This window comes from Bittarella massiliensis (ex Durand et al. 2017) (assembly GCF_017566145.1).
GTDB classification, from domain to species: Bacteria; Bacillota; Clostridia; order Oscillospirales; family Ruminococcaceae; genus Bittarella; species Bittarella massiliensis_A.
In genome coordinates, this window is the sequence record NZ_JABFCL010000001.1 from 378,413 (window position 1) to 396,130 (window position 17,718).

Genomic DNA, 17,718 nt, shown 5'->3' on the forward strand with positions numbered 1-17,718 from the left:
ATTGGGTTCCTATGAAAGAGTGACTGTCTCCAGCTGGGCCTCCCCTTCCGGCGCGGCCGGGACCTTTTTCCCCCCGGCGGAGAGGCCGAATTCCTCGGCCAGCCGGGCGTTGGAGAGCATCAGCTTGAGACGGTTTTCCTGATTGACCGAGGTGGCGCTGGGGTCGTAGTCCACCGCCACGATGTTGGCCTGGGGATAGCGGTCCTTGATCTTGCGCATCATCCCCTTGGCGACGATGTGGTTGGGCAGGCAGAACAGTGGCTGGGTGCAGACGATGTTGTCCACCCCGCTGTGGATGTGCTCCATCATCTCGCTGGTGAGCAGCCACCCCTCCCCCATCTTGGCGCCGGTGCCGATGACCCCGTCCACCAGCTGTTTGAGTTCGCTGAAGCTGGTGGGGGCCCGAAACTCGCCGTGTTTGGCAATGGCCCGGATCATCTTGTTCTGCCAGCGCTGAAAGTAGCGCAGCAAAAAGGCATTGACCGCCCGGTGCTTGAAGGCCTTGCCGTAGAGGTCGTTGTCGATGATGTTGTTTTGGATGCAGTACATGCAGAAGTCCAAAAGCCCCGAGAGGACCGGCTCGGCCCCCTCGTCAATGAGGAACTGCTCTAAGTTGTTGTTGCCCAGGGGGGCGTACTTCATGTAGATTTCGCCGACGATCCCCACCTTGATCTTCTTCTCCCGGTGGCGCTGGATGGCGGAGAAGTCCGCCAGGATGGCCCGGTAGTTTTTCTGCACCTGCAAAAAGGCCTTTGATTCAAACTGCTCACAGAGGGCGTCGGTCCAGCGCTCCACCACCGCGTCGGTGCTCCCCTTGATGATCTCGTAGGGCTTGCACTGATTTTTCAGCCACATGAGCATGTCCCCGTAGATAATGGCGTACATGGCCTGTACCAACATGCCGGGGGTAAAGGTGAAGCCGGGCTGCTTTTCCAGGTTGGAGAAGTTCAGCGAAATCACCGGCACATAGCCGTAGCCCGACTGGCGCAGGGCCTTGCGCAAAAGCGACAGGTAGTTGGAGGCCCGGCACCCGCCCCCGGTCTGGGTGATGAGAAGGGCGGTCTTGTGGGGGTCGTACGCGCCGCTCTTGAGGGCGGAGATCAGCTGGCCGATGACCAGCAGCGCGGGGTAGCAGGTGTCGTTGTGGACGTTTTTGAGCCCCTCGTCCACGATCTGGCGGCCGATGGTGGTGAGGATTTTCACGTTATAGCCGTTTCTGATGAGAATTTTTTCGAGCATCCGAAAGTGGATGGGCAGCATGCCGGGGATGAGGATGGTGTAGTCCTTTCGCATCTCCGGCGTAAAGACGGCGGGTTTTTCAATTGGCGGCATGTTGCTGTCTCTCCCTTTCCTCCATGGCTGCCAGCAGGCTGCGAATGCGGATCTTGATGGCGCCCAGGTTGTCTACTTCGTCGATCTTGATTTGGGTGTATATCTTGCCGCAGCCGCGGAGGATGTCGCGCATCTCGTCGGTGGTGATGGCGTCGAGACCGCAGCCGAAACTCACCAGCTGAATGAGCTCGGTGTTCTCGGCCTGCCCCGCATAGCGGGCGGCGTTGTACATTCTGGCGTGGTAGGTCCACTGGTTGAGGACGGTGCGCTTTTCATACCCCTCCATCCAGGAGACCCCGTCCTCGGTGAGCACCACAAACCCCAGCGAGCGCAAGAGCTTGTTGATGCCGTGGCCGATCTCGGGGTCGATGTGGTAGGGCCGCCCGGCCAGAATCACCGTCTTGCAGCCGTGCTCCTTGGCGTAAGCCAGGGCGCGCGCGCCCTCCTCCTTTACCTCGCGGCGGTAGTCGGCGTAGGCCTGGTAGGCCCGTTCAGCGGCGCGGGACACCTCGCTCCGGCGCAGGGCAAAGCCGTACTCGTTTAAGTAGCCGGTGATCTTCTTCTCAAAGACCTTGCGGTCGTTGAGGCTGATGTAGGGGTAGATGAACTGGCAGCCGCCCAGGTCCATGTTGCCCTTGACCACCTCGGGGTAGTAGGCCACCACCGGGCAGTTGTAGCAGTTGTCGGAAATCTCCTCGTTGAAGTTGTAGCTCAAACAGGGGTAGAAGATGGTCTGCACCCCCTGCTCCAGCAGCAGCTTGATGTGGCCGTGCACCAGCTTGGCCGGATAGCAGACGGTGTCGGAGGGGATGGTGTTTTGCCCCTTGAGGTAGACGGATTTGCTGGAGCGGCCCGACACCACCACCCGAAAGCCCAGCTCGGTGAAGAAGGCGTGCCAGAAGGGCAGGTTTTCGTACATATTCAGGGCCAGGGGCAGGCCGATGTCCCCCCGGGGACCCGGCTCGCTGGGCAGGTGGGTGAGTTTTTCATACTTCCACTCCACCATGTCGGGCAGCTCACCGCCCCCGGCCTTGCCGGTCACCGGGCGCTCGCAGCGGTTTCCGGCAATGTGGCGGGAGCCGTCGCCAAAGGTGTTGACCGTCAGGTTGCAGTGGTTGGTGCAGAGCCCGCAGTTGACCGCCTTGGACTGGTGGGTGAAGGCCGCCAGCTCGGCGGCGGTGAGGACCCGGCTCTCCCCCTCTGGCTGGAGGGAGCGGGCGTAGAGGGCCGCGCCAAAGGCGCCCATCAGGCCGGCGATGGCCGGGCGCACCACCGGACGGCCCAGCTCCATTTCAAAGCTGCGCAGCACCGAGTCGTTTAAGAAGGTGCCGCCCTGCACCACCACATTCTTGCCGATGTCGTCGGCACTGCGGGCGCGAATGACCTTGTAGAGGGCGTTTTTCACCACGCTGACAGCCAGCCCGGCGGAGATGTCCCCCACCGTGGCCCCGTTTTTCTGGGCCTGTTTGACCGAGGAGTTCATGAACACGGTACAGCGGGTGCCCAGGTCCACCGGGTGCTCGGCCAGAAGGCCCAGCTTGGCGAACTCGTCAATGGGGTAGCCCAGGGACTTGGCAAAGGTCTCGATAAAGGAGCCGCAGCCCGAGGAGCAGGCCTCGTTGAGGACGATGTTGTCGATGGCGTTGTCCTTGATCTGAAAGCACTTCATGTCCTGCCCGCCAATGTCGATGATGAAGTCCACCTCGGGCTGAAAGTGCTTGGCGGCGGTGAAGTGGGCCATGGTCTCCACCAGGCCGAAATCCAGGTGGAAGGCGCTCTTGATCAGGTCCTCTCCGTAGCCGGTGACGGCGCTGCCGACGATCTTCACCCGCTCGCCCGCCTGGGCCCTGATCTGTTCCAGCTGTTCCTTGACAGCGGAGATGGGGTTGCCCAGGTTGTTGACGTAATGGCTGTACAGGATATTGGCCGACCCGTCGATGAGCACCATCTTGGTGGTGGTGCTGCCGGCGTCGACCCCCAGCCATGCCGGGCCGCTGTAATCCGCCAGCGGGCGCTGGGGGACGTCGTTTTGGGCGTGGCGGGCGCAGAACTGGTCGTACTCCTCCCGGTCGCAAAAGAGGGGGGGCAGCCCCTGGGGGGCGTGGGGGAGCTCGAGGACGTGGCGAAAGGTGGCCAGCAGTTCTTCATAGCTGTGCTCCGCGTTGATCCCACCGGCGTAACAGGCGGCCCCCAGGGCCACAAAGTAGGGGGCCAGGGGGTGGAAGTTGGCCGAGCGCTCGTCCAGTTTCAGGGTCTCGATAAAGCGGGCCTGCAGCCCCTTTAGGAAGGAGAGGGGCCCGCCCAAAAAGAGGACGTTGCCCTCGATGGCGCGGCCCTGGGCCAGCCCGGCGATGGTCTGGTCCACCACCGCCTGAAAGATGCTGGCGGCGATGTTTTCCTTTTCGGCCCCCTGGTTGATGAGGGGCTGGATGTCGGTCTTGGCAAACACCCCGCAGCGGGAGGCGATGGGGTAGATCTTTTCGTGGCGCAGGCTCAGCTCGTCGAGGGTGGCCAGGTCCACGTCCAAAAGGGTGGCCATCTGGTCGATGAAGGCGCCGGTGCCTCCGGCGCAGGTGGAGTTCATCCGCTCCTCCAGGGCGCCCTTCAAAAAGATGATCTTCGCGTCCTCGCCCCCCAGCTCAATGACCACGTCGGTCCGGGGGACAAAGCGCTTGACTGCGCCGGCGGTGGCGTACACCTCCTGCACGAAGTCGAGGCCGCTCTCCTTGGCGACCCCCAGGCCGGCCGAACCGGTGACCGCCACCTTGACCCGGTGGCCCCGCAGCAGTTCGCCCAGCTCCTCTATCTTCTGCAGCGCCAGCTCCCGCACCCGGGAGAGGTGGCGCTCATAGCTCTTGTATACAATCTCATCTCGGTCGTCCAGGACCACCGCCTTGATGGTGGTGGAACCCACGTCCAGTCCCAGTTTATAGCTCATCCCGTTCTCCTTTTTTCTGCCTTTCCCCGATTTCTCGATTCGGTCTCTGTCAGGGGCAAAATCCCACTATCTGTATATGCCGGCCACCGTCTGCAAAAGAAGGGGTTTAATGACCTCAATGGCGGCCGGCTGCCCCTCGATAACAGAGCGGTAACAGGCGGTGATCAAAAAATCAAGCATCACCGTGAGCCGGTTGCGCGACTGCTCCTCGCTCTCCCCCGGCAGGGCCAAAAGCCCCTCCAGCGGGGCCAAGAGTTCCCTGTGGAGCAGGCAGGCCCCCTGCCCGCCCCTGGCGATAAAGCGGAGGATCGGCGGATTTTCGGCGTAAAAGTCAATGAGGCACTCGCAGAAGCGGGCGGCCATGGCGGGCCGGTCGGCACAGCCGGCGCGGCGGGTGTGCTCGATGGCCCGGCAGAGGGTCTCGCCCCCCTTTTCGGCCACCACCTTATCCACCAGGGCCTGCTTGTCTTTAAAGTAGAGATAGAAGGTGCCTTTGGCCACGCTGGCGGCCCGGGCAATTTCGCCGACGCTGGTCTGGGCCACCCCCTTTTGCAAAAAAAGGGCGGTGGCCGCCTTCTCGATGCGGGCGCGCTTTTGGTCCCTCGGAACCTCTGCCACAGTCATCGCCACCCCTCCCCCGTCCGAAAAAATTTGTATAGATAGCCCAATTTGCAGGGCCCACTTTGTATAACACCATCAATCATAGTCCTTTGCTGACCGGCGGTCAACCATTCTTGTCGAAACCGGTGGAAGTTTGACAGTACCCCCCAATTTCTCACCCCACCAAGACGCGGAATTTGGGGAGTTTTCAAGGGCGATTTAAGAAAGATGTAAGAATTGCCATGCCCCCCTTTCCAGATGTTGAAAGGGGGGGAAATCCCTCCCAGACAGGGGCCGAAAAAGAAAGCCGGCCGGTCCCGCAGCAAGGGCTGCAGGGCCGGCCGGCTCCCCAGGAAAGAGGAGGCTGCCATGCGGGGGTCCCCCGCTCCCGGGCGGGGCGGCGGCACCGTGGCGATAGGGCCGCCTAAAAGGTGGGAAAGGGCTACTGGACGTCCACCCAGATGGGGGAACTCCAGGCCTGGTGCTGGTCTTTCTGGGTGACGCGCAGGTAGTAGAAATGGGTGCCGGGGGTCAGGTTCTCGTCGGCCCAGGTGAAGCGGCAGCGATTGCCCGAGACGGCGGGGGTGTAGATCTCCCCGTTGTCCTTGACCACCTCGACCCGCTCCAGCTCCCCGGTGCCCAGCACGTCCACCTCGAGGGTGGCCTTGCCGCCGGGCAGGGCGGTGATCTCACTGCCCATGCGGGCGCCGTTCACCTTGCAGGAGAGGAGGATGCCCGCGCCGGTGGTGGCGTAGGTGAAGCGGTTGTAGATGGCGTCAAAGAGGGTCTCGCGGGTGAGGCCGGGGACGAAGGCGGCCACGATCCCCCCCTCCACCCCGTGCTCCAGCTGGTGGGAGTCGCTGCCGGCGGTGAAGCCCAACCGGTAGCCCCGGGCCAGGGCGTCCTGCACATACTTGCCCTTCTGGCGGGGGTTGTTCTTGGTGTAGATGGACTCGGTGCCGTCCTTTTCAAAGGGGGCGTGGCGGGAGAAGATCTCCACCGCCCGCTGCACCTCGGGGTCGTGGAAGGCCCAGTCGGTGGCGGCGCTGACGGCCGACCAGATGGCGGCCGGGTGGTGGGGAATGCAGAGGGCCCCGTACTTTTTAATGCTGGCAAAGAGCCGGTCGGGGGTCATTCCCTCGGGGTCACAGGCGCGAAAGAGCTCCCCCTCGCCGGTGCGGTAGTAGACGTTTTTGTGGCCGAAGTCGTAGTGCAGCTCGTTGGAGGTCCACTCGTAGGCCAGCAGGGTGGTGAGCTCGCCGTCCTTGTTGAACTCGTTGGCAGAGGTGCGCATGTACTCCCACTCGCTCTCGGTGATGACGTCGGGGAACATGTCGTGGTCGGTGAGGGCGGTGAAGTCCAGCTTGGGCACGGCCTTGGCGTAGTTGTAGTACTGGTCGATCTGGCCCGAGGCGTCGGACATCCCGCTCTGGCCGTGGATGTCGCCGAACTTTAAGTCCAGCCCCAGGTAGCCGTTCTCGTCCAGCCAGCGGCGCTTCTCGCCCTCGTCGATGCGGTCGAGGGCCTTGTCGCCGGGGATGGGTTTGGTGAAGTTGTCGATCACCTTTTCGATGTCGCTGTCGTCGTGGGCCTGCAGCTCCGCCAGGGTGGTGGAGAGGAACTTGATGGAGGAGTAGCGCTCCTGGTGGCCGTTGCCCGCCGAGTGCTGGTAGAGGATGAAGATGTTGTCCTCCTCGTCCACGCAGGCGCGGGGGCGAATCGGGCAGTTGGAGGCCTCGTCCCGCACCATGGCCACCGGCACCGACCAACTGCCGTCGGCCTGCCGCCAGCGCATGAGGAAGCAGCGCATGCTCAGGGCCTGGGCCAGCAGCTGGGTGCCCTTGTGGTTGCGGCAGAGGGCGGCGGAGGCAAACCAGACCCGCATGTGGGAGAGCTGCCGGCAGTCGGCGGCGATCCTGCCCCCCGCCAGGGTCAGGTCACAGGTGTAGTAGTTGGTCTCCCCCTTGGGGCCGACCCCGTGCCAGACCGCGGTGGCCCCGCTGTCGGTGGCCACGGCGGTGGCGTCGGATGCCCAGTCGGGGGCGTTGGAGATCACCGCCTCCTCCCCCCAAGCGCCGCCGGCATAGGCGCGGGCGACCTGCTGGTACTGGCTGCCGTCAAAGACGTCGTAGGTCAGGTAGAGCACCCCGTCGCCGCCAAAGGCCACGGCCGGGCGGTAGGCCTGCTCGCTGGAGGAGACCCGCCAGGTCTCGGCGGCGGCGCTGCCGTCAAAGCGCAGGCAGCAGATGTGGCTGTCGCCGTGCTGCTGCTCGCACCAGGCCACGTAGAGGTTTTGGCCGTCGTCGGTGACCGAGGGGTAGAAGGCGCCGCTGGAGCGGGAGAGGAGGACGGGTTTCCCCAGCTCCTCGCCGAAGGCGCGGGCCAGCAGCTTCCAGTTGCCGGCGGAGGACTCGGACCAGATGATCCAGACCGTCCCGTTCAGGACGTAGAGCCGGGGGCGGAAGGCCTGCCCCTCCCCCGAGACCACCGCCTGGGAGAGAATCTCCCCTTTGCAGGAGAGGAAGGCGGCCACGATGTCGTCGTGCTTGTTGTGGTAGCGCTGCCAGCAGGCGGCCAGGCGGCCGTCGGGGAGGACCGCCAGGTCGGGGTACTGACAGCTGGTGGTTTCAATGTCGGTCAGTTCGGTGATTCGCTCCATAAAGTCGGTGAGATAGGCCATTGTAAAACACGCTCCTTTGCAAGTGTGGGGTGGATGGTCTCTATTCTTCGGGCAGCTTGCCAGTGCCGGCGGGTCCCTTGACGTGCTTGATGCCAAAAGTCAGCACCAGGATGGTGACGATATAGGGCATCATCTGCACCAGCTGGGAGGGGACGTCGAAGGCCTGCTGCAAGTTGATCTGCAGCGCGTCGGCAAAGCCGAAGAGGAGGGCGGCGAGGACGGTGCCCACCGGGGTGTACTTGCCCAGGGCCATCATCACCAGGACGATGAAGCCCCGCCCGGCGGTCATCTCCTGCACGAACATGTTGAGCTGATCCAGCGAGAGGTAGGCCCCCGCCAGCCCGGCGCAGCCGCCGCAGATGAGCATGGCGGTGTACTTGTACCCCCGCACCGGGATGCCCAGGGTGTTGGCGGCGGTGGGGTTCTCCCCCACCATCCGCAGCCGCAGGCCGAAGGGGGTGTGAAAGACCACGTACTGGGTGATGACCAGCAGCACCAGGGCGATGTAGAAGTTGATGGAGAGGGAGGAGAAGATGGTCCCCACCACCGGGATGTCCGCCAGCAGGGGCACCCGCACCGCCTGGGTGAGACTGGCCACCTGGGGGGAGTTGCCGCTGGATTTCCAGACCACCTCCATCAGCACGGTGGTGATGGCCCCCATAAAGAGGTTGAGCCCCACCCCGGCGATGACCTGATTGAGCCGGAAGCGGACGGTGAGCAGCCCGAAGAGGAGCCCCACGGCCGCGCCGCAGACCATTCCGGTGAGAAAGCCCAGCAGCACGTTGCCGGTGAAGTAAGAGGTAAAGACGCCGCCAAAGGCGCCGAAGAGCATCATGCTCTCCACCCCCATGGCCATCATCCCGCTGCGGGAGGCGTAGACCGCGCCCATCCCAGCGATCAGCAGGGGGATGGACATCCGCAGGGTGGAGACGATGAGAGAGACTACACTAAATCCCATGGTCAATTCGCCTCCTTTTTCTCTGCCGCCTTGGCGGGCTCGGTTTCCGGTTTCTTGGCGCGGGTCTTAACGACCTGGAAGAGGGCGGGCATGGCCACAAAGATGACCACCAGCGCCTGGATCATGTCCGCGAATTCGGGGCGGATGCGCTGGGTCATGTTCAGCACCATGGCCCCGGCGCGCAGGGCGCCGAAGATGAGGGCAGAGACCCCCACCATCAGGGGGTTGCCGGAGGCCAGGGAGGAGACGGCGATGCCGTTGAAGCCGTATCCGGGAGAGAAGCCCTCGATGTAGCGGCCGTTGACCCCCAGCACCATGCTGACCCCGGCCATGGCCGCCAGGCCGCCGCTGATGAACATGGTGAGCATGGTGGTGCGGGCGATGTTGATCCCCGCCGTCTCAGAGGCGAGCCGCCCCCGGCCCACCGCCCGGATCTCATAGCCGGGCTTGGTGCGATCCAGGAAGAAGTGCACCAGCACCGAGAGGGTGACGGCGATGAAGAGGGCCGCCGTCAGGCCCCGGTTTTTCACCAGTTTGGTGAACTGGGCGGTCTCCAACACCGGGGCGGTGGCCACGTTGATCTCGCCCTCGGGCCGCAGGGGGCCGTTGGCAAGGTAACTCATGAGGAGGGTGGCCACATAGTTGAGCATCAGAGTGACGATGTACTCATTGGCCCCAAATTTGGCCTTGAGCAGTCCGGCGATCAGGCCGTAGAGCCCGCCGGCGAGCACCCCCACCAAAATGGCCAGGGGCAGGTGGATGAACTTGGGCAGCCCCAGGTTCCAGGCCCCGGCGACCGCCGCGCCCATGGCCCCGCAGAGCATCTGCCCCTCCATCCCCAGGTTGACCAGCCCCGCCTTTGCCGCAAAGAGGTAGGAGAGGCCGGTGAACATCAGGGGGGTGGTCTGAACTAGGGTGTTGATGAAGGCCGACACACTCCCCACCGAGCCCTTGAGGATGGCCCCGTAGGCCCCCAGGGGGTTGGCGCCGGTGAGCAGCAGGATCACCGCCCCCAGAATCAGGGCGATGAGCAGGGCCCCCACCGACTGAATGGCCGTGTTGGCCGAGTGGGCCAGTTTGGACCGGTTAAGCGGTTTTCCCATCTGCCAGCACCTCCTCTCCGTCCATTTTGCCGCTGAGCATGTACATGCCGATCTCCTGTTCGCTAAGGGTGTCCGCCGGGGTCTCGGTCACGATCTCCCCCTCGTAGAGGACGGCCAGGGTGTCCGACAGGCGGCGCACCTCGTCCAGATCCGCCGAGATCAGGAGGATGGCGGCCCCTGCGTCCCGCAGGTTCAGCAACACCTCGTGGATGTATTCCATGGCGCCGATGTCCACCCCGCGGGTGGGCTGGGCGACAATGATGACCTGGGGATTTTCCTCAAAGACCCGGCCGATGATGACCTTTTGCTGGTTGCCGCCGGAGAGGGCGCTGATGAGGGCCTTCTCGCTGGGGGCCTTGATGCGGTACTCGTCGATGACCTTGCGGGAGAAGGCGGTGATGTCGTTCATCTTGAGGAAGAAGCGCCCGGCGAAGCGGTCGCTCCACTGGTAACCCAGGATCAGGTTCTCGCGGATGTTCAAGTCCTTGATGAGGCCCCGGGCCAGCCGGTCCTCCGGGACGTGGCCCACCCCCTTTTGCAGAAATTGCAGGGGCCCGCCCGTCAAGGGCTCGCCCCGCAGCAGCACCTGGCCGCTCTCAGGGGTGCGCAGGCCGGTGAGGGCCTCGATGAGCTCGGTCTGGCCGTTGCCCTCGACCCCGGCGATGCCCAAAATCTCCCCGGCGCGGATGCGCAGGTTGATGTCTTTGAGCACCGGGCCGTGCCGGTCGCGGCAACAGAGGCCCTTGACCTCCAGCACCGTCTCCCCAAACTGCTGGGCCCGGCGGGTGCTGTCCAGCTCGATGTCCCGTCCCACCATCCACTTGGCCAGCAGGTCGGTGGAACACTGGGCGATGGGGACGCCGGCCTTGACCATCTTCCCGTCGCGCATCACCGATGCCGAGTCGGAGATGGCCATGGCCTCTTTGAGCTTGTGGGTGATGATGACGACCGTCTTTCCCAGGGAGCGCATCCGGTCGATGACCTTGAAGAGCTCGTCCACCTCCTGCGGGGTGAGGACGGCGGTGGGCTCATCGAGGATGAGGATCTGCGCCCCCCGGTAGAGGGCCTTGATGATCTCCACCCGCTGCTGCTCCCCCACCGACAGATCGCCCACCCGGCGGCCGGCGTCGATCTTAAAGCCGTACTCGCGGATGATCTCGTCCACCGCGTCGATGGCCTTTTTGCGGTTGAAGTTCCACCAGGACTGGCGCTCCTCCCCCACCACCACGTTTTCGGCCACCGTGAGCACCGGGGTCAGCTGAAAGTGCTGGTGGACCATGCCGATGCCGGCGGCGATGGCGTCGCCCGGCTTTTTGAAGTTGACCGGTTTGCCGCCGATGGCGATCTCCCCCCCATTTTTGGAGGTCATGCCGTAGAGAATTTTCATCAGGGTGGTTTTTCCCGCCCCGTTTTCCCCCACCAGGGCGTGGACTTCGCCCCGGCGAACCCGGAAACTCACGTCGTCGACGGCGAGCACCAGGGGGTACTGTTTGGTGATGTGGGTCATTTCAATGTCGTACTGGCACAACCCTCGCTCACTCCCTCTCTCTTACGCAAATCGGGGCCGCGCGGTACTCGCGTCCGCCGCGGCCCCGTCTGCTCAATCCGATGTCAAATCTCACTTGGCGGGCTGATAGACATTCTGCTTCAGCCAATTTTCCAGCTCAGATTTCTGGCCCGGAGGGACCAGTTTCCCCTCTTCCATCTCTTTCTTGATGGCGTCCACCTGGTCGATGATCTCCTGGGGAACTTTGACGTTGGAACCCTCGACGGTGTAGCCGGTGCCGCCGCCGATGATGCCGATCTCGTGGATGCCCGGCTCCCAGGTGCCGTCGATGAGCTTTTTCACCTCGTTGTAGGCGATGTTGCGCACGTCCTTGAGGGAGGTGGCGACGATGTGGTCGGGCTCGACCTCGTTCTGGTTGGAGCCCACGCCGAAGGCGTAACGATTGGCCTCGACCGCGGCGTTAAAGACACCCAGGCCGGAACCGCCGGCGATGTGCTGGATAAAGTCGGCGCCCTTGTCGTACATGGTCAGGGCCATCTCTTTGGCCTTGCCGGGGTCGGTGAAGGAGCCGATGGTGGCCTGCAGGACGGTGGCGTTGGGGTTGGTGTAGCGGACCCCCGCCTCAAAGCCCACGGTGCCCTCCACCAGGGCGGGCTGCTCGGAGCCCAGCAGGCAGCCGACCACGCTCTTGTCCTTGTTGGCCAGGGGCATATCGCTGTTGGTGGCAAGCCCCGCCAGGCAGCCACAGAGGAAGGTCTGCTGGGGCCAGATGGTGGCGATGGAGTTGACGTTGGGCAGTTCGATGTTGCCGTCGAGCCAGCTGAACTTCTGGTCGGGGAACTCGGCCGCGACCTTGGTGATGCCGTCCTTCTGGTCAACGCCGGCCAGGAAGATCAGGTCGTACTCGCCGCTCTCGGCGTACATCCGCTGCACCTGGTCGTAGTCGCTCTTGGAGGCGGGAGAGGCGTAGTCCAGGGTGATCCCCAGCTCTTCCTGGGCCTTGACCAGTCCCTCGTAGGACATGTCGTTCATGTTCTTGTCGCCCAGCCCGTTGGGGCCGATGACCAGCCCGATCTTGATGTCCTTGCCGGGCTTGTCGCTGCCGCTGTCCCCCTTGTCCTCTCCCCCGCCGCAGGCGGTGAGAGACAGGGTCATGGCGCCGGCCAGCAGGAGGGCCAACAGCCGCTTTTTGCCTTCTCGTTTCATTTCTTCTCGCTCCTTTGTCTGGTTTGCGGGGGCGCTTTGTCCCCCGCCGTTTTTTCCTGTCTCTATTGTAGAATTTTGCCGTCCCCCCTGTCGATGGAGGATTTTGCCGCGGCAGCATAAAAAATTGACAGATCCCCAATCGAAGGAACCTGCCAACTTGTACGATCTTGACATTCTGTTTTATTCTTGACCCGCGGGCGGGGCGGCCCGCCGCTCCTGTTCGGGGGAGAGGCCCATGTGCTTTTTGTAGAGGCGGGAAAAGTAGCTGGCGTTTTCATACCCCACCTGCCGGGCCACCTCGGCCATCTTCAAATCGGTGGTGCAGATGAGCTCCCTGGCCCGGGTGAGGCGGTAGGTGGTGAGATAGGTGCCGTAGCTGACCCCGGTCTTTTGCTTGAAGAGGCGGCAGAAGTACTCAGGCGAGAGGTGGACACTGCCGGCGATCTTGGTCAGGGAGAGGGTGCGGTCGCCGTAGTGGCGCTCGATGTAGTGCACGGCGGTGTCGATGGCGGGGGCGTCCCGCTCCTTCTGCCGCTCCTCCACGGCGGCGAGCATCTCCTCCATCTGGGCGCGAAAGTCCGCCAGCGAGCGCACCGGCTTGCCCACCCGGCGGGCGTCGGGCTCGACCTCCCGCAGCTCCTGCAGGTAACGGTCCTCCATCTGCGCCAGCAGCCGGTGGCAGTTTTTGCGCACCCAGTCCACCCGGGCGGGGCCGGCCTGGGAGCCGCGGGCGAGGAAACGCGACAGGTCGCCCCGAATGGCGGAGACGCCCCCGTAGGCAATCTCGGTGGAGAGGCGCTTGCGCAGGGCGTGCAGGGCGCTGTCCAGCTGGGGCGGCTCCCGGAAATCCCCCCATCGATAGAGCCCGGGGCAGCCGCTGAGGAAGGCTGTATTCAGGGCCAAAACGGCCTCCTGCAGGGCGTCCTGCAACCCCTCCGCCCCGGAGTGGGGAGCCGAGAGCCCGACGGAAAAGGGGGGGTCCCACCCGGGAAATCCGGCTGCGGCGGCGGGGAGAACCGCCTCCCAGCAGTCGCCCCAGAGGACGGGGACCAGGGGGGTGTCGGGAAGCTGCTTTTGCAGCACCGCCCCCCGGTCCGCCCCCTGCACCGCCACCGCCAGATAGCGGCTGGGGCCATCTGCCCCCAGGCGGCCAGCCAGGGCGGACCAGTCCACCCCCTCCGGCTCCTCGATGCGCTCGGCCGCCTCCGGCCCGGCGGGCCGGGGAACGGCGGTGAAGAAGCTCTTCTGGATGTCCGCCAGGGTCTGGGCCACCTTCCGGGCGGTGATCTCGCTCTTGAGCAGGTAGTCGTAGACCCCCAGCCCCACCGCCCGTTTGGCAAAGGTGAACTCGGCGTGGTTGGTCAGGATGACAAAGACGGTGCGGGGAAACTGCTCCTTGGCCCGCTCGATGAGGCCGATGCCGTCGAGCCCGGGCATCTTGATGTCGGCAAAGACCACGTCCGGCGGGCCCTCCGCCATCTTTTCCAGCGCCTCCAGCCCGCCGGCAGCGGTCTCGACCTGGGCTTTCAGCCCGGGGACCTTCTGGGTGAGCACATAGGCAAACCAGTCGCGGATGGGCGCCTCGTCGTCGGCAATCAATATCTTCATGCGGGTCCTCCTCCCTCTTCGATGTGGTAGAGCACGCTGGTGCCCAGCCCCTTTTGGGAGCGCACCTTCAAATAGCTGCCGCTGCCGTAGACCAGTTCCAGCCGGCTGTGGATGTTGGCGATGCCCACGCTGTCGTCCATCTTGATGGAGAAACTCTTGATGCGCTGCAGCCGCTCCTTGTCGATGCCCTGGCCGTTGTCGGTGACGGTGATGCGGAGCACCCCCGCCCGGTAGCGGGCCCGCACCCGGATTTTGCAGGGCGGGCCGCCGGTCTGCAGGTTGTGGTAGACGGCGTTTTCGATGGTGGGCTGCAGGATGAAGGAGGGGATCTGCCGCGCCCCTGCCGCCGGGTCAATGTCGTAGGCGATGGAGAAGCTGTCCGGGTAGCGGTAGCGGAGGATCTCGGCGTAGTTTTGAATCTGCTCCACCTCCTCCGCCAAGCTCACCTGCTTGTCGGTCTTGTCGGTGATGTAGCGCATCATCTTCACAAAGCGGATGAGCATCTCCTCGGCCTCGTCGTTTCTGCCCATGGCCACCATGAAGCGGACCGAGGAGAGGGTGTTGTAGATGAAGTGGGGGTTGATCTGGGCTTGCAAAAAGTCCAGTTCAGCCTTGCGCTTGAGCCGCTCCTCCTCTTTGATGGACTGAATCAGGGATTGGGTCTTGGCGGCCATGTTGTTGAAGGAGGAGGCCAGCCGCCCCAGCTCATCCCCCCGCTCCACCGGGGTGCGCACCGCCAACTCCCCCCGGGAGAAGCGGTCCATCGCCCCCTCCAGGGCGAGGATGGGGCTGGTCATCCAGCGGGTGATGAAGAAGTCGGCCAGGGCCACCAGCAGGACGATGGCCCCCAGCAGCAAGAGGGCGTAAAAGCGCAGGGCGTGCACCGGCTCCACCAGTTCCGACAGGGGGGTCAGCTCGACAAAGGTGAAGTCGGTGCCCTCCACCGGGGTGCGCACCACCATCACCTGTTCCCCCGAGGAGGCGGTGGCCACGCTGTACCCCCCCTCTTTGAAGAGTTCGCTGCGCCAGTTCCCCACCTGCCCGATGGGCTGGCCGATGTCGGGCTTGTACCAGCTGGAGAGGACGGCGTCGGCCCCGTCGACCAGGTAGGCCTGCCGGTGCTGGCTGCGGGCCGGGCCCATGGCCTCTGCGTACTTGGCCTCGCTGATCTTGAAGAAGGTGATCCCCACCGGCTTGCCGGTGATGTGGTCCTTGACCAGCCGCCCTTTGATGATGTAGTAGCGAAAGACGCCGCTGCCCTTTTCGTCCTTATAGGTACCGCTGGTGACGATGGCCCCGTCGGCGTCCAGCACCTGCTGGTACCACCCCTGGCCCTGCAGGTCCTCCAGTTCGTAGCGGTCGGAGGCGAGGGTGTTCAGGGACATCCCGTTAAAGCCCACCACATAGGCGTTGATGGCGTATCCGTAGCCGCCCGAGGAGTAGGTGAGGGAGGAGTAGGGGTCGGCAGCGGCCGTGCCGGCGGATTGGGCGCTCCAGCGGTCCAGCAGCTTGACGCGCGCCTCCCGCTGGCTGGCCTCGTCCACCTGCTCGGCCGGGGTCTCAAGGGCGGCGATGATGGCGCTGTCCTCGGCCAGGCTGTGGAGGAGCCGGTCGGTGGAGAGGCTGTAGCTGGCCACCGCCTGGGCCAGCTGGGAGGAGGAGGCCCGCTGCATCTCAAAGAGGTTTTGCTCCAGCGCCTGCTGGGCATTGCCGAAAAGGGCCCAGACCGCCAGCGCCACCACCGAGACCGGCAGGCAGAACACCAGCAGGAACACCTTGTATTTGATGCTCAGGCCCTGTCTTTTATGCATCCTCGCCAAATTCGACTCCCCCCGACAGCATTTTTACACAGCCATCATACCGTTGCCGGGCGGGGTTTGTCAATTGAAACGGGGTGGGCACTCCCCCTTTCTGTGGCCGCCGGGCCGTTTTTCCCACGGCCTGCCAGACAGAAAGAATTGCTTTTTTAAACAAAATGATACACTTATATAAACGGGGAATTGTGTGCTTTTTCATTCGCCCCTGCAAACCCGAATACACCCTCTTTCTGTTGGACAGTCCTGTTAAAACAGGGCTTCTTTTTTTATGCTTTATTGACAAAAATTGCTGCGAATGAAAAAGCACACCCTGGCGCCCACTGTCCTGGAGACAGCGGGTTCCATCACCCCGCGGGAAATGCGGGTGGGCCCCACCGCCACCCCGGCGGAGAAAAGGGTGGGCGAGGCGGTGCCCCTCTACGGGGTGCAGTGGCTGGCAGCGCCGGACAGCCGGGCTGCCGATCCCTTTAACCGCCCGGTGAGCGACCTGGGTGCCCCCCAGTTCACCTGTCAAAATGGCCATGGAACAGAACTCACCGCCACCAGCCCGGCGGGCAGTTACGCCCTCAACCTGACCGGCTTTCAGGGCGCCGACGGCGACCTGTGGGAAACCCCCAACTACCAGATAGAGAGCGTCAACCCCGCCACGGTGGCGGTGACCCAGGACCAGGGCCAGTACCAGATCACCGGGGCGCGCAAGAATGACAGCGGCTGGTTCACCGGCCCGGTGAGCGTGGCCCCCACCGCCCAGAGCGACTACCGGCAGATCGCCGACTTGCTGACACCCCCCCTCGCCTGGGGCGAGGGCCTGTCCCTGACCGGTGACGGCGCGCACCCCCTCCAGGTGCAGCTGCGGCAGGAGGCCACCGGTGCGGTGACCCAGCCGGCATCGGAGACGGTGAAGATCGACAGTGCCGCCCCGGTATTGAGGCCGGGGCAGGACATCTCCGTCACCTACCGGGACGGCAAGGGACACCCTGTACTGCCGGGCAACGGGGGCTTTGCCCAGCTCTACACCCCCCATCGACCTGGCGGTGCGGGCCAGCGACGCCACCAGCGGCCTGGCGCACATCGAGTACCTGCTCTACCCCACCGCCGACCCGGCGGATCCCTATACCCCGGCCGCCGATGCCCCCTGGGTCTGCGATTTGACCCCGGACGAAGACGGCTCCATCGCCATCCCCTTTACCGGCGATTTCCGGGGATTGGTATTCCTGCGGGCCACCGATGTGGCCGGCAACCAGCCCCCCCTCTCCTACCCCCTGCTGGTGGACTTGACCCCGCCGGTGATCGCCGGGGTGCAAAACGGAATCTCCATCGGCCAGTTTGCCCCTCAACAGGTGGGCGGCTCGGTGAACTTGACCCTGCCCACCACCGGGGAGACAGCCGAATACACCCTGGTGGCTGTGGACCTGGCGGGCAATTTGACCGAGTACAAGGTCACCACCCAACCGGTGAGCGACATCCCCGCCCCCATCGAGGAGGTGACCCCGGACAATGTGTCGGGTGACCACCGGGCGGACATCGAATCGGTGAAGGAGAAGGCGGAGGAGATTCACCGTGACCCTGACGCCACCCCGGCGCAGAAGGAGGAGCTGGAGGACCTGCGCGACCAGCTGGAAGAGGCCCTCAAACAGGTGGAAGAGGTGGAGGCGCTGGAAGAGGCCGTCCGCCAGCTGCCCGACGACCTGCGCCAGGCGGACCCCGACGCGCTGGCTGACCTGCGGGAGCGCTATTCCCAGCTGAATGACCGGCAGCGGGAGAGGATGGATCCCCAGCCGAAGGCCAAGCTGCTGGGCGGGGATACCGCCGACACCGGCGATGACGCCTCCCCCGCCCTCTGGGGGCTGCTGATGGCGATCGGCGCGCTGGGGCTGGCGGCCGCCAAAAAGCGCCGCCGCGACGCTTAAGCGAACTTGACAATCCACGCCGCAGCACACAGCCCATGACAAAAGAGACCCCGCCATAC

The 17,718-nt window shown here is 64.3% G+C and carries 11 protein-coding genes; 1 reads left to right on the plus strand and 10 read right to left on the minus strand.

What is annotated here, in order from left to right:
* Nucleotides 1-9: 9 nt before the first annotated feature.
* The 10 genes from HJY11_RS01835 to HJY11_RS01880 all read right to left on the minus strand — a co-directional run bounded on the left by HJY11_RS01835 (nt 10) and on the right by HJY11_RS01880 (nt 15,743).
* Complete coding sequence (locus HJY11_RS01835) at nt 10-1,332, minus strand: 2-hydroxyacyl-CoA dehydratase (RefSeq protein WP_208074363.1); 1,323 nt, start codon at nt 1,330-1,332, stop codon at nt 10-12.
* Complete coding sequence (locus tag HJY11_RS01840; protein ID WP_208074364.1) at nt 1,319-4,270, minus strand: acyl-CoA dehydratase activase-related protein; 2,952 nt, start codon at nt 4,268-4,270, stop codon at nt 1,319-1,321. Before HJY11_RS01840 ends, HJY11_RS01835 begins: the two co-directional genes overlap by 14 nt.
* A gap of 66 nt (nt 4,271-4,336) precedes the next feature.
* Nucleotides 4,337-4,894: a TetR/AcrR family transcriptional regulator gene (locus HJY11_RS15390; protein WP_208074365.1), complete on the minus strand. Its 558-nt coding sequence runs from the start codon at nt 4,892-4,894 to the stop codon at nt 4,337-4,339.
* Between the two features lie 418 nt (nt 4,895-5,312).
* Nucleotides 5,313-7,550: a CehA/McbA family metallohydrolase gene (locus tag HJY11_RS01850; RefSeq protein ID WP_208074366.1), complete on the minus strand. Its 2,238-nt coding sequence runs from the start codon at nt 7,548-7,550 to the stop codon at nt 5,313-5,315.
* A gap of 40 nt (nt 7,551-7,590) precedes the next feature.
* Nucleotides 7,591-8,508 carry an ABC transporter permease gene (locus HJY11_RS01855; protein WP_021658361.1) on the minus strand — a complete coding sequence of 306 codons (918 nt, stop codon included), beginning with the start codon at nt 8,506-8,508 and terminating at the stop codon, nt 7,591-7,593.
* Between the two features lie 2 nt (nt 8,509-8,510).
* The gene (locus tag HJY11_RS01860) at nt 8,511-9,611 is read right to left on the minus strand and encodes an ABC transporter permease (RefSeq protein ID WP_208074367.1); all 1,101 of its coding nucleotides are present in this window, start codon (nt 9,609-9,611) and stop codon (nt 8,511-8,513) included.
* On the minus strand, nt 9,595-11,139 hold the full coding sequence (locus tag HJY11_RS01865) for an ABC transporter ATP-binding protein (RefSeq protein ID WP_243764091.1): 1,545 nt from the start codon (nt 11,137-11,139) through the stop codon (nt 9,595-9,597). The genes HJY11_RS01860 and HJY11_RS01865 overlap by 17 nt, the downstream gene beginning before the upstream one ends.
* Before the next feature lie 90 nt (nt 11,140-11,229).
* Entirely contained in the window at nt 11,230-12,324 is a 1,095-nt protein-coding gene (locus tag HJY11_RS01870; protein WP_208074368.1) for a BMP family ABC transporter substrate-binding protein, read from the minus strand.
* A 180-nt stretch (nt 12,325-12,504) separates the two neighbouring features.
* Nucleotides 12,505-13,932 carry a helix-turn-helix domain-containing protein gene (locus HJY11_RS01875; RefSeq protein ID WP_208074369.1) on the minus strand — a complete coding sequence of 476 codons (1,428 nt, stop codon included), beginning with the start codon at nt 13,930-13,932 and terminating at the stop codon, nt 12,505-12,507.
* Nucleotides 13,929-15,743, minus strand: a complete 1,815-nt coding sequence (locus HJY11_RS01880; RefSeq protein ID WP_208074370.1) for a sensor histidine kinase — start codon at nt 15,741-15,743, stop codon at nt 13,929-13,931. Before HJY11_RS01880 ends, HJY11_RS01875 begins: the two co-directional genes overlap by 4 nt.
* A 1,007-nt stretch (nt 15,744-16,750) precedes the next feature.
* On the opposite strand from HJY11_RS01880, the gene HJY11_RS01885 reads away from it, so the two are divergent.
* Nucleotides 16,751-17,659 (plus strand): hypothetical protein, encoded by a 909-nt coding sequence (locus tag HJY11_RS01885; RefSeq protein ID WP_208074371.1) that lies wholly within the window; start codon nt 16,751-16,753, stop codon nt 17,657-17,659.
* Nucleotides 17,660-17,718 lie beyond the last annotated feature (59 nt).